Annotated in this window: 12 protein-coding genes and 1 other annotated feature; of the genes, 7 read left to right on the forward strand and 5 right to left on the reverse strand. The window is 42.1% G+C overall.

Going from position 1 to position 13,557, the window contains the following annotated elements; translation table 11 throughout:
* From ACP45E_RS04005 to rluD, 3 genes are all read right to left on the reverse strand, one after another.
* Nucleotides 1-738, reverse strand: a 738-nt coding sequence (locus tag ACP45E_RS04005; protein WP_277815678.1) for a Clp protease N-terminal domain-containing protein, incomplete at its 3' end; no start/stop codon positions are given.
* A gap of 126 nt (nt 739-864) precedes the next feature.
* The gene (gene pgeF, locus ACP45E_RS04010) at nt 865-1,587 is read right to left on the reverse strand and encodes a peptidoglycan editing factor PgeF (protein WP_017035438.1); all 723 of its coding nucleotides are present in this window, start codon (nt 1,585-1,587) and stop codon (nt 865-867) included.
* Between the two features lie 2 nt (nt 1,588-1,589).
* Nucleotides 1,590-2,564 carry a 23S rRNA pseudouridine(1911/1915/1917) synthase RluD gene (gene rluD, locus ACP45E_RS04015; protein WP_017036905.1) on the reverse strand — a complete coding sequence of 325 codons (975 nt, stop codon included), beginning with the start codon at nt 2,562-2,564 and terminating at the stop codon, nt 1,590-1,592.
* A 129-nt stretch (nt 2,565-2,693) separates the two neighbouring features.
* Here rluD and bamD point away from each other — a divergent pair, with 129 nt between their 5' ends.
* From bamD to yjjX, 6 genes are all read left to right on the forward strand, one after another.
* Nucleotides 2,694-3,419, forward strand: a complete 726-nt coding sequence (gene bamD / locus ACP45E_RS04020) for an outer membrane protein assembly factor BamD (protein ID WP_017036904.1) — start codon at nt 2,694-2,696, stop codon at nt 3,417-3,419.
* A gap of 125 nt (nt 3,420-3,544) precedes the next feature.
* Entirely contained in the window at nt 3,545-4,993 is a 1,449-nt protein-coding gene (locus ACP45E_RS04025; RefSeq protein WP_017036903.1) for a lytic transglycosylase F, read from the forward strand.
* A gap of 346 nt (nt 4,994-5,339) precedes the next feature.
* Nucleotides 5,340-5,666, forward strand: coding sequence for a ribosome hibernation-promoting factor, HPF/YfiA family (gene hpf, locus ACP45E_RS04030; RefSeq protein WP_017035442.1), 327 nt, complete (start codon nt 5,340-5,342; stop codon nt 5,664-5,666).
* Nucleotides 5,667-5,776: 110 nt separating this feature from the next.
* Nucleotides 5,777-5,897: a sequence feature (Phe leader region), on the forward strand.
* Between the two features lie 13 nt (nt 5,898-5,910).
* Complete coding sequence (pheA, locus tag ACP45E_RS04035) at nt 5,911-7,086, forward strand: prephenate dehydratase (RefSeq protein ID WP_017035443.1); 1,176 nt, start codon at nt 5,911-5,913, stop codon at nt 7,084-7,086.
* Nucleotides 7,087-7,327: 241 nt separating this feature from the next.
* A complete protein-coding gene (locus tag ACP45E_RS04040) occupies nt 7,328-9,712 on the forward strand; it encodes a putative bifunctional diguanylate cyclase/phosphodiesterase (RefSeq protein ID WP_017035444.1) in 2,385 nt (794 codons plus the stop codon).
* Complete coding sequence (yjjX, locus tag ACP45E_RS04045; RefSeq protein WP_017035445.1) at nt 9,675-10,211, forward strand: inosine/xanthosine triphosphatase; 537 nt, start codon at nt 9,675-9,677, stop codon at nt 10,209-10,211. The genes ACP45E_RS04040 and yjjX overlap by 38 nt, the downstream gene beginning before the upstream one ends.
* 148 nt (nt 10,212-10,359) lie before the next feature.
* On the opposite strand, the gene trpR is transcribed toward yjjX, so the two are convergent.
* Entirely contained in the window at nt 10,360-10,653 is a 294-nt protein-coding gene (trpR, locus tag ACP45E_RS04050; RefSeq protein ID WP_017035446.1) for a trp operon repressor, read from the reverse strand.
* Between the two features lie 58 nt (nt 10,654-10,711).
* Nucleotides 10,712-12,661, reverse strand: coding sequence for a murein transglycosylase (sltY, locus tag ACP45E_RS04055; RefSeq protein WP_017036902.1), 1,950 nt, complete (start codon nt 12,659-12,661; stop codon nt 10,712-10,714).
* A 257-nt stretch (nt 12,662-12,918) separates the two neighbouring features.
* Between sltY and ACP45E_RS04060 the strand changes: the two genes are divergently transcribed.
* The coding region (locus ACP45E_RS04060) for an ATP-binding cassette domain-containing protein (RefSeq protein WP_141707217.1) at nt 12,919-13,557 on the forward strand (639 nt) is incomplete at its 3' end.

The following is a 13,557-nucleotide window of genomic DNA, read 5'->3' on the forward strand; positions in this document are numbered from 1 at the left end:
CACAAGAGACCCCATGTCCAAAGACAAGACTCTACGGCCGCGTAAACCTTCAGGTACTTCATTGTTGATAATTCGCTGAGCGAGACCTTCTACTATCGCGGTTTTCCCGACACCTGGTTCACCGATAATCACTGGATTATTTTTGGTGCGACGTTGGAGAACTTGAATCGTTCGGCGAATTTCGTCATCTCGACCAATAACAGGGTCTAATTTTCCTTGTTCTGCTCTCTCGGTTAGATCAATGGTGAATTTTTCTAACGCTTGGCGAAGTTCCTCGGCATTTTGATCTTTTACTTTTTGCCCACCGCGAATTTTATCGATGGCACCTGACAAGTTTTTCTCGGTCAGACCAACCTCTTTGAGTAAGGCCCCCAAAGCACCATTGTCTTCCAACGCTGCGAGTAAAAAGACTTCAGAGGAGATATAAGCATCTTGACGCTTTTGAGCGACTTTATCGCACAGATTAAAAAGCATCCCCATCGCGCTAGATAGTTGTACATCACCACCAATGCCACTAACTTTCGGCAAACGCTCTAAGATTTCACTCAATTTGGAGCGCAAATGTGGAACGTCCACATCGAGCATAGTCAGCAATGGTCGAATTGGGCTGCCGTTTTGGTCTAATAAAGAAACCATTAAGTGCACAGGTTCAATATATTGATGGTCACGACCCAAAGCCAATGATTGGGCATCAGAGATGGCAATTTGAAATTTACTTGTAAATCTATCTAGACGCATAGCGATAATTCCAACTGACTAAATGAGTTAATATTTACTAGAAAGATGGATACTAAAGACTAAATTTTCAAGGGGTAGGGAATAGGAATGAGTCAAAAAATAGATCATGAACATTACGGGCAAGAGTTAGTTCGGTTCAATCCAAATAAATACGGCTTGTCGCCCGGTAATGCCATCACGGCGGTAGGAAAAGAAATCACGCTTTTGTTGATAAGTGCACACATCGCTAGAAAAGATATGATTAACCCCAACACGCTTTAAACGCTGAGTCGCTAACATCGTCATGTTAGCCAGCCATTTATTACTTTCAATAGGCATAAACGCTCGCTCAGCATTTTCATCAAATAGACAAAATGCGTGCAAGACATCATCACCCACTTCAAACGCTGTTGCACCAATCGCTGGGCCCAGCCAGGCTATGACATCGCCATCAAACTGATTCACTGCATTTTCAATGATGCCACCGGCTAACCCTCGCCACCCCGCATGAATCGCTGCCACTTGCGTACCTGACGTGTTAGTTAAGAGTACAGGCAAACAATCTGCGGTCATCGCTGAGCATACGACGTTGTGAGAACGGGTAAAAACACCATCAGCATCTAACACCGTCTCTGTCGGTGCTTTGACTTCAAGTATATGTGTCGAATGGGTTTGGTTTAGCCAAACAGGCTGACTAGGCATGGCACATTGCTCAGCAAATAACGTCCTATTTTGCTCAACCAATGCAATGTCATCCCCAACATGTGTTCCTAGATTCAATCCGTCATAGGGTGGCAATGAAACCCCACCAACGCGAGTTGAAGACACTGCTTTTATACAGCTAGGAGCATTCCAGTTAGGGATGATCATGGTTAGTAATCTTCGGCGTGGTTTAGTTTTGCATCTTCTCGCAGTGCTTCAGTAATCGCGACCATATCATCAGGAACCGGAGCATGGAATTCTAACGTTTCCCCTGTCACTGGATGTTCAAAACGAAGCATCACAGCATGCAGAGCTTGTCGTTGAAAGCCACGAATCATCTCGGTCACTTCTTCACTTGCGTCTCTTGGTATACGAGCTCGGCCACCATAAGCAGTATCACCCAATAACGGATGCTGCAAATACGACATATGAACGCGGATTTGGTGCGTTCGACCCGATTCAAGGCGTAAGCGAATACGAGTATGTTCTCTGAAATGTTCAGCGACTCGGTAGTGAGTTACAGCCGGTTTCCCCATGGGCGCTACAGCCATCAGGGTGCGCTTCGTTGAATGACGACCAATAGGTTGATCTACTTTACCACCAGCGGTCATTTTACCAATAGCTATCGCTTCGTATTCACGAGTGATTTTACGTTTTTGAAGCGCACGTACTAGTCGAGTTTGTGCAGGTACGGTTTTAGCGACCACCATAAGACCTGTTGTGTCTTTATCTAAACGATGCACAATGCCCGCGCGCGGTACTTCTGCAATATCAGGGTAATGAAAAAGTAATGCGTTAAGCACGGTGCGATCTGGTGTCCCTGCTCCTGGATGAACAACAAAACCAATCGGTTTATTGATAACCAAAAGATCGTCATCTTCATAGACAATATCAAGCGGAATATCTTGAGCTTCCCAACGCTGTTCGTCTTCAAGCTCTGCTTGAACGGTAATAAGCTCTCCACCCATTACTTTAACGCGAGGTTTGGTAATTACTTCACCATCCACTTGGATTTTACCGGCCAATAACCACTCTTTGATACGAGAGCGTGAGAAATCGGCGAATAATTCCGCGACAGCTTGGTCTAATCTCTGACCAAGCTGGCTATCTTTTACTGTATTTGTTAATTCTATCTGCTGGGCCATATCGAACTTTTTCAAAAACTGTGAGACTAATGCTCACTACTGTGGAAAAATAAGCGTCATTGTATCTGTTACGAAGAAGAAAGTAACGGAAGCTTAAGAAATATTTAATTCAAGGAATCAGCTCCTGACATGAAACACTATACTTTATCCAGTTTACTCGCTCTTACTTTGCTGTTTGGTTGCTCAAGCAGTAATGAGATTGTTCCCGATGTTCCACCATCAGAGCTCTATGCAGAAGCTCAATTATCCCTGCGTTCAGGAAACTGGTTAACAGCAATAGAACAGCTAGAAGCCTTAGATTCACGTTACCCTTTTGGCGCGTATTCTGAACAGGTGCAACTCGACCTTATATACGCGTATTACAAAAACGATGACTTGGCATTGGGCCTTGCTACTATTGAGCGCTTTAGCCGTTTAAATCCAACGCATAACAAGCTCGACTGGGTGCTTTACATGCGTGGCCTAACACACATGGCTCAAGATCGTAATTTCATGCATGATTTATTTAATGTCGATCGAAGTGATCGAGATCCTGAACCTGTAAAGAAAGCGTTCGCTGATTTTAAAAAGCTGCTTGAACGTTACCCTAATAGTCAATTTGCTAATGATTCTAGAAAACGTATGTACGCGCTAAAGAATCGATTAGCCGACTATGATTTGGCGACCGCAGATTTTTATCTACGACGCGAGGCATGGATTGCTGCCATTAACCGCAGCCAAGAACTACAAAAAACGTACCCAGATACAGTGGCTGCCCGCAAATCATTAGAGATTCAATTAGCTGCGTATGAAGAGCTTGGATTAGAAGAATCGGTTGCTAGAACCAAAAAACTTATTGAGCTTAATGGCAATTAATACACACCAATAAAGATAACTCACTGATTTAAAGCCGCTTCTTGTGATGCGGCTTTTTTGTATCATTTGCTCATACCAGTATTTCGCCTACCCTTAAAGAATCAATTAGTAAAGGATGGCTTATTGTGACCTCTAAATGTAAGCAGTGGTTTACTTTTATATTTCTGTTACTGGGCGTTTCAAGTGCTTCTGCGCTAGAGCTATCCCCCCTGCAAAAAAAACCCTACAAAGGCGACTTTGACGAATTAAAAAATAAAAGTGTTATACGTGTTTTAGTGGCTGCTGATTTAGGGTTTTATTACATCGAAGGTGGACGGCCAAAGGGAATTATTGCCGAGTTACTTTATCATTTTGAGAAACAACTCAAAAAGACGTCGCCCTATCTAAACCTACAGGTGATTCCTATACATCGAGATGACTTGCTACCAGCTATTGAAAGTGGGTACGGTGATCTCGCCATGGCCAACCTCACCATCACAGAAAAAAGAAAACAACGCGTCGATTTTAGTTCTCCTTTTATCAGCGATGTCAGTGAACTTATCGTGACTCAGCAATCGGTGACACCATTCACCTCAATTGAACAACTTAGTGGTCAAGAAGTCTGGATTCGCGCAAGCTCTAGTTATTTTGAAAGCCTACAACGTATCAATTTTCAGCTCGATGCCATCGATCAACCTCCCGTCGTTATTCAGTTCATTGAAGAAACGTTACAAGACTATGAACTGATGGAAATGATCAATTTGGGCCATATCAAAGCAACCGTTCTAGACAGCCATAAAGCAGAGCTATGGATGAACGCAATGGAAAACCTGCAGGTCCACACAGCTCTTCCACTTCGTGAGGGTGGAAAAATTGCTTGGGCAATGAGAAAAAATAGCCCTCAATTAAAAACAGTAACGGATCAGTTTTTAAAGTCTTCTCGCGCTGGGACACTTTTGGGTAACGTTATTTATAACAAATATATCGAAGACACTCGTTGGTTAGCACGATTACTCGATCCTAATAAAGTGGAACGTCTAGCTTCGTTATACTCGATATTTTCAGTCTATTCCGAACAATACTCATTCGACCCACTGATGATGTCAGCTCAAGGCTTTCAAGAGTCAGGGTTAGATCAAAGTAAAGTGTCTCACAAAGGCGCTGTTGGTGTGATGCAGGTACTACCCAGTACCGCAAAAGATCCTAACGTCGCAATTGCTGATATTCAAAAAGTCGACAACAATATTCATGCAGGCGTGAAATACATGCGGTTCATACAAGATCGGTATTTTACTGATGATGATATTTCCGCTGATAATCAGGTCTATTTCACCCTTGCAGCTTACAATGCAGGACCTGCCAACATTCGAAAAATGAGGCGTTTAGCCGTTAAGCACGGTTATGACCCCAATGTTTGGTTTAAAAATGTGGAAATTATTGCTCGGAGAAATATAGGTAAAGAACCCGTCACTTATGTGGCCAACATCAATCGATATTACGTTGTTTACAAACAGCTATCCGCATTAAAGCAGTTACGTGCTAAAAGAAATGCTAGCGTTGCACTGACAGAATTACTGCCACTGCGCGATCAATAAAACCGCCTTACCCTGCTGCATTATCTTAGCCATTGAAGGGTAGCCTGAACTTATCGAGACGAAGATCACAATTAAGAGTGGATAGAAAACAAACAGGAAGGTTTTTTAGGCTGCAAAAACTCCCCAAAAATAAGGTTTGTTTTTGCGTATTACCTCTTCCAATCTAGTCTTATCCCAATAAAAAACAAGCTTTTCTTTATGAAAACAGCATGACTCTTTGCGTAAGATCACATTTAGTTTTCATTGATAAATATCGACAAGAAACAGTGATTAAGATCACGTTACTTTCTGCTCAAATGCGTAATCTGAAGTTAACCCATAAGGGATGACACAGAGGAAAGCATCTATGAAAGTAAAAATCACTGGTAAAAATATCGACATCACCTCTGCTATCCGTGAGCACATTGAAAGTAAGTTTAAGAAACTTGAAAAGTGGCAAGTAGACATTATTGGATGCCAAACCACTTTTAGCGAAGCACCAAATAAGCAAAAGAAATTTGAAGCTATAATGACAGTACCAAAGGGGCAACTGGTCGCTTCAGCAACCCATGATGATTTATACGCGGCCGTTAACGAGGTTGAACAAAAATTAGAACGTCAGCTAAACAAACTACGTCACAAGCCAGAAGCTAGACGAGCAGAAAAACTCGAGCTTGAAGAAGAAGTAGAATAAAGATTGATTAAATAAAACTTAAAAATAGCGCTGAAAAGCGCTATTTTTTTTCTTGACGCTCTAAGCTCGCTTGCTTATTGTGTTTAAATATTCACTCTAGAGTGAGCAACTATGCAAACTTACCTGTTCTTTTTTGACTTCTTTTTACTCCAATAACCTTGGAGGCGGGATCGTTTGCAGAAGATAAGTCAAAAACGAACAAGAAGCCTCCCAAATGGGAGGCTTTTTTATAAAGGAAATATTCATGACCGACAAACAATACTCACTGGAAGAAATTCGTACACGCCTTAACGAATTGGATGATCAATTACTCAGTTTGATCTCTGAACGACGAAAAATGAGTATTGAGGTAGCGAAAAGTAAAGTAGAAACTTCTAAGCCTGTTCGCGATGCTGATAGAGAACAACAGCTTTTGGTCAAACTCATTAATAATGGCCAAAATAAATACAACCTTGATGCTCAGTACATAACGAAACTTTTTCACACTATTATTGAAGATTCCGTTTTATTGCAGCAAGCTTACTTACAAAACTTAGCGAATCCTCAAAGCAGAAAACCACTCGCTAGAGTCGCTTTCCTTGGCTCGAAAGGCTCTTACTCTCACCTCGCAAGTAGAGAGTTCTTCAGCCGGAAAAATATGGAATTGGTGGAGCTCAACTGTGAAAGTTTTCGAGATATTACCAGCACCGTTGAATCGGGCCATGCGGATTACGGCGTACTTCCAATAGAGAACACCAGCTCGGGTTCCATTAATGAAGTGTATGACTTATTACAACATACAACGCTTTATATCGTGGGTGAGCTCACACAACGCATAGAGCACTGTTTAGTAAGCACTTCTGAGATTCGAATTGAAGACATTAAAACACTTTATTCTCATCCTCAGCCCCACCAGCAATGCAGTGAGTTCTTGAACCGCTTAAAAGGAGTGACTCTAGAGTCCTGTGCGAGTACCGCTGATGCAATGAAAAAGGTGAAGCAGCTAAACCGAAGCGATGTTGCAGCAATTGGTAATGCATCAAGCGGCAAGATATATGGCTTACAACCCATCCAAGGTAACATTGCCAACCAAACGGAAAATCACACCCGCTTTATCGTGGTAGCGCGCAAACCTGTAGAAGTATCACAGCAAATACCAGCCAAAACGACCGTCATTATGTCGACTTCTCAAGAAGCAGGATCTCTGGTTGAAACACTACTGATCCTTCAACGCTACGGCATCAATATGACGAAGTTAGAATCTCGACCAATCATGGGAAACCCTTGGGAAGAGATGTTCTATGTCGATCTTCAAGCTCATCTGGACTCACAACATATGCAATCGGCCATCAATGAACTTACTAAGATCACAAAACACCTAAAAGTATTAGGCTGTTATCCGGCAGAGAACGTGAAACCCACCCAAGTAAAACTTCAATAAGTCTACATCTGTCTAATAAATCGCGGGAATGAGCTGACACTTTTACGAGCCCCCCGTAGAATTCTCCATTCTACGGGGGGATAAAAAGTGACGCTTATTTCGTCTGCCCTTTATGAATTCTAAGTAACTTTGTTGCATATAACTTTAATATAACTCAGGATAAACTCACGACCATGATGTTAAGGATAACTCCAGCTATTTGGGGGCAAGGGCAAGTACCTCATCCCGTTGCTAGACTATTATGAAGCTTAATACCCGAATATTACTGCTAGTCGCTCCTGTTATAGCCTTAAGTGCTGCGCTATCAAGCTACTCTATTTTTCAGCAACAAAAAGATGCTTTACTGAAACGAGAAGAAAGTTATCTTCAACTTAATATGGAGAAGCTGGCAGGGTATTTTCGTCATTCTGTTTCCGTGTTAAATGGCTATTCTTACACGCTGACGAAAAGCGACATTATTCGATACTACTTTCATAATGAGAATAGCCCCTACCATGATCTTGAATTAATCGATAATTTAAAGCGTTCTATTACCTCTCTTCAATCTGGTGCTGACGGCAGTGGCCGCCTAGCTATTCTAGATAATAATCGAAACGCTCGATTTTATGTCGACAGTAATACCGATACTCTCGACACGCTTGACCCTAAAATCCGAGAATATACTGACAACGTTTATACCAAGACGAAAAAAACCAGTCATATAGGCTACACACAAAACTCTCAAGGTGAAGGGGTACTGATTCGATATGATTTACTCGGAAAGGACAGCCTCAAACATCCTACAGAAAATGGGAATGAAGAGACCTTTTTTGTGGTCGTTTCTGTCTCGCTAACCGCTTTCAATCAACTGCGTAAGCAAATAGAATTTGATACTAAAAGCAGTATATTCTTTACCGAAGTTCCAATTGTTCCTAAGCGCCTTATTCCGGATCCATCAAAACTGACTCAAACAGTGCAACTGAAAAAAAACTTCTATGCCACGTTAGATCCCGCTCATTTTATTATTGATGATAAGATCTATGCGTTAGGGAAAAACCTCGCTTCTTCTTTTGGTATTTCTTCACTTATCACTGTTCTGATTCTAACTTTTCTCCTCTATAGGCATGTGATAAGCCCAATCTCTAGGCTTGATCAACAACTTGGTGAAGTAGAGAGCAATCAACGTAAAAATATTGAACTACTGAAAGGAGACGATGAAATTGCGCATCTATCTCGCCGCTTCCACGCTATGTATCAAGAGCTCAATACGACCTATCAAAAAACAAAAGCATTAGCAGAAAATGATCACTTAACCCAATTGGCCAACCGACATCATTTTCATCAATTGGCTGAGCGCGCGTTGTCAAATACCCGTTCCAGCAAGCAGGTTTGGATTCTTTACATCGACCTAGACAATTTCAAGTACGTAAACGACAAATATGGTCATACAATTGGTGATAAACTCCTCATCAACTTTGCGCATCACATTCAAACGTTAAGTGATGAGTTCCATAAAAAGCATCACGTAAAATGCTTTGCTTCTCGGCTTTCTGGTGACGAATTCGCCATTTTTATCTCTTCAAAGCATTTCGATAACGAAAGCCATATCATTCGAACTTTCACTGCGAAATTACTTGAGCCTATTCAAAAGAGTCACGATTCTTTATTAGGCAGCTTTCCGGTAACGGCAAGCGTTGGTATCGCCACTTACCCTAAAGACGGTAACGACATTCATTCCCTCATTTCTAGAGCCGATACCGCCATGTATCAAGCCAAAAAGGCAGGAAAAAACCAGGTCGGCTACTACTCCAAAGAAATGGATGAAGCGGTTCAGCGCAGAACTCAAATTGAGCGAGCACTGAGAAATGCAGAGATAGAAAATGAATTTCGTTTGGTTTATCAACCTTATTTTGATCAAAGCGGAGCGAACGTTGTTGGTGTGGAAGCGTTGTTGCGTTGGCATTCATTAAAGCTGGGAATGGTTTGCCCTAGTGAGTTTATTCCAATCGCCGAGCAAACAGGGTTATTTGGGAAAATTGACCGTTGGGTAATACGCACTGCGTTTGGTGACTTTGGTTCTTTACAGTCAATGTTTGAAAAAGAAATTCAGCTGTCGATCAACCTGTCATCCGCAGAATTGGACTCACTTCAACTTGCCAATTATGTCCAACAGCAAGCCACATTATACAACGTCAACCCAAACCTTATTGATTTTGAGATTACAGAAACGTTTGCCAGCGATTCACAAAGCTTCCCATTACTGCACGAACTCACTATGCAAGGCTATCGTTTAGCCATTGATGATTTTGGTTCAGGATACACATCGATTACTCACTTAGTTCAGTACCCAGTACAGAAAATTAAGTTGGACCGTTTTTTCTTAGAGACATTAATAAAGACGGGTAACGAAAAAGTCATCAAGCCACTCATTGACCTTTGTCATTCACAATCTATGGCCGTCACTGCAGAAGGTATAGAAAACGAAGAAATGCACTACTGGCTCTCAGCTTACCAATGTGATTACATGCAAGGGTTTCATTTTGCGCACCCTCTTTCATTAGAAGAATTAAAAATATGGCGCAAGAACTTGCAAAAAGGACATAAAAAACATGAACGAGAGCAACAAGGTTGTCATAGCTTCGCTTAACCCAGCGAAGATTAATGCCGTTAAAAGTGCCTTTAGTGACACATTTCCCAACGTGGCGTTTGAATTTATGGGCGTGTCGGTTCCTAGTGAGGTCGATGACCAACCGATGTCAAACCATGAAACTCACCTAGGCGCACTCAACCGAGTCAAAAATGCCAAACGCGCTCAACCAAACGCAGATTATTATGTTGGACTCGAAGCAGGGATAGAAAACAACATGACATTTGCTTGGATGGTCGTTGAATCACAGTCTCAGCGAGGAGAATCTCGCTCGGCAAGCTTAATGTTACCTCCAAAAGTCCTAACAAAGCTTCAAGACGCCAATGAACTGGGCGATGTTATGGATGATGTTTTTGGAACTCAAAACATTAAGCAACAAGGTGGGGCAATTGGCCTGCTGACACACAATCAACTGAGTCGAAGCAGTGTGTACCATCAAGCCTTAGTCTTAGCGCTGATCCCATTTATCAATCCAAACCACTTCCCTGATAGTGTATAGATTAATTAAGTAAATAGATTGGTTGGGTGAATATCTTAATAATGTTAAGAGCGGCCCTTTATGGGCCGTTCCTTCGGGCTTGAAGATAAAGCAACCCTTAGTTAATGAACATAACTATCGAAATAACATACTAAGAAAATCTCGCCTGTTATTTCAAAAGCAATTTGGCTATCTGAGCTTTTTCATCATCGGATTTTGCTTTGAGTTCATTAGAACCTCGAGTAATCGTCGCTACACCAACCCCCAACATTTGGCTCACTTGACGTTGCGATATTTCACCTTTCAATAGCTCACAAACAATATTTGCTCGAGCCAGTAGCGCGTCTCTTTCATCGGGTGTCATTAACATCGTCAGTAGCAGCTCATGTTGCTCTGTGTCTGCTGCATGCTTAATTAAATCCATTAATTGTTGCCAATCTCGATATTGAGGTTCTAATGACATATTACTGCTCGATTCAAAATTAATGATCCTATTGTAAAGGGTTCAAACGCCATTGGAATCAATATTTAGTTTTCATTTCATGTTCATTAAGAAAGGCGCCATCCACCCCCATTAAATCTCGATAATAGGTTTCAAACATCAATATATTCTGGACATAACCACGGGTTTCTTTAAACGGAATCGCCTCAATAAACGCATAAGCATCCAACTTCTCGTTAGTTCGCTCTCGCCACTGTTTTACTCGGTTAGGGCCAGCGTTATAAGCGGCCAACGCAAAAATACGGTTGTTGTCATATTGCTCTAACAGTCCATCTAGATAATGGCTACCAATTTCAATATTTTTCCCCACTTCGTACAGCTCATTTTTCCCATGATAATTTAACTGGTATTTTTTAGCCGTATACTTAGCTGTTGTCGGCATAATTTGCATGATGCCTCTTGCCCCTACTGGAGATTGAGCTTCGCTGTCTAATGCACTTTCCTGTCTCGCCAGAGACATTAAAGTTATCGGATCAATATTGTGCTTTTCCCCATAAAAATTAAACCACCACATATGGGCGATAGGGAAACGTAAACTCGTGTTGTCCCACATTTTGGCGGAAATAGAAGCGGCAACAGACAAGTGATGCCAACGTTGCGTTGATGCATAAGCAGCGAGCATCTCTTTTTCTTTGGTTGGGCTATTTTTAAGGAGCCAACGCCACTCACTTTTTGCGGCGGTGATCTTATCTGTATCAATGAGCTCCTGAATACGCGTTAACGCTACTTGATGGTGTTTGATCAAAGCGTGATCCAGAGTTATCGTCGTCACTGGATACTGAATAGATTGCTTAATCTCCTTGGCAGCGGCTACGCTATAAAAGTTTCTCAAGCCCACTATTTTTTCAAGCCTTTGATGGCCGGATGACGTATCCCCTAGTGCAATTTCGGAGCGCCCTAACCAATACTGCCATCGCGGTAATTGTTGGTAAGAGTTAGGCAGTAGTGCTGTCCACTTCTGTAAACCTTCCCAGTCTGCATGTTGAATCGACAGTCTGATTCGCCTTTCCATTAGAGAGCGGTTTTGTGATGTTTTAATGGCTTCATCACGCCAGTTAGCCAACTCCGAGGAATCGGTATTAATTAAGCGAAATGCGAGAAAATCAGCCAGTTCCTGCTGACTTTCCTTTGGTAATTGCTGCGCATTAACAACCTCTTCAAAGGCACTTTGTGCTTGCTCTATATCTTTACGAGCAAGCTTCTTTAAAGCATACACGCTGAGTTTTTGATGAAAATCATTCGGTTTATGTTTGCTAGCAAAATCCCCTACTGATTGAGGTTCACGGTACAGAGACTGCATTTCTTTTGCTTGTGTCGCCGCTGAGGAGCTATCAAGCTGCTTCATCAAGTAGTTCATCAAACTGCTGTTACCCGCTTTAAAAGCCAGTAACATTCTCTCTAAAATCAACGGATCCGTTTTAAGCCCTGCTTCACTCCATGCTTTAAACAGTGGGTCACAAGCATCCGACACCCCTTCCCCGCTTAACCAAAGATCATTGGCCCCTTTGAATGCTTTCGCCTTGTCACCCACCTTAAAGTGCGCGTAATAATAGTGACACTGATACGTTTCTCCATTAGGTCGCTTTGTTTGAAAAGACAGAAAGGTCGACCAATCCTTTCTTGACGCTAGCTCATCAAGATACGGAGCTCGGATTCGATAAGAAAAAGGAAAACTCTGGTAAGTATCGATAAAATGGCTCACATCCTCTGGCGTCTTTTGTTCAAGCTCGGCCAAGAATGCTCGATAGTCGACATAAGGCGTTAATGGGTAAGAGGCGATCTGTTCTCGCATCTGACGATATTGTTTAATGTTTTTATCGTCTAGAAGCTGTTGTGCTTGCTGATAGAGTTTTCTTTGAGTCGTTATACTTGACGATGTTTCAGCATACGAAGTACCGCTCATCAATGAACTAACAGCGATCATTGAGGTAAGAAGGCGTTGCGGTAGAGTGAATGGCATTAACTTCATTAGCTCTCTTCCTGTTGAGATAAGGTTTGATTCCCTTTAATTACGCTAATTCTAGCCTTAAATGTAAAGCGTTTAAGTGTAAATAGAGATAATTTAATAAATGTGCGACAAAAACATTTACGTCAATCGAGATATCAGCTTCATTTGATAATCGCTCACCGTATTCATGAGACAAAAGCACGCTCCTTAGTAACAAAAACATGTAGATTGGTATAAAATACCTCTTTTGTATCCACAAACATTAGGAACGATCGGCAATGGCTGAATACGTATATACCATGTCTCGGGTGAGTAAAACGGTGCCCCCGAAACGTCAGATTCTGAAAGATATCTCTCTAAGCTTTTTCCCTGGAGCCAAAATCGGTGTTTTAGGTCTCAACGGTTCAGGTAAATCAACACTACTGCGTATTATGGCAGGTCTTGATACTGATATTGATGGTGAAGCACGCCCACAGCAAGGTTTGAAAGTCGGTTATCTCCCGCAAGAGCCTGTTCTTGATGAATCTAAAACCGTTCGTGAAATTGTTGAAGAAGCCGTTTCAGATGTCGCAGGAGCCTTAAAGCGTATAGACGCTGTTTATGCGGCCTATGCGGAACCTGATGCAGACTTCGATGCCCTAGCAAAAGAGCAAGGCGAGCTTGAGGCACTGATCCAAGCGAAAGACGGCCACAACCTAGAGACAGCTCTAGAGCGCGCAGCTGATGCACTTCGTCTTCCTGAGTGGGATGCGAAAATCGAATTCCTATCAGGTGGTGAACGTCGTCGTGTTGCTATCTGTCGTTTACTTCTTGAGAAGCCAGACATGCTGCTTCTTGATGAACCAACCAACCACTTAGATGCAGAATCGGTCGCATGGCTTGAGCACTTCCTGGTTGATTACAGCGGTACTGTTGTG

The organism is Vibrio genomosp. F10 str. 9ZD137 (assembly GCF_049974785.1).
Taxonomy (GTDB): Bacteria; Pseudomonadota; Gammaproteobacteria; order Enterobacterales; family Vibrionaceae; genus Vibrio.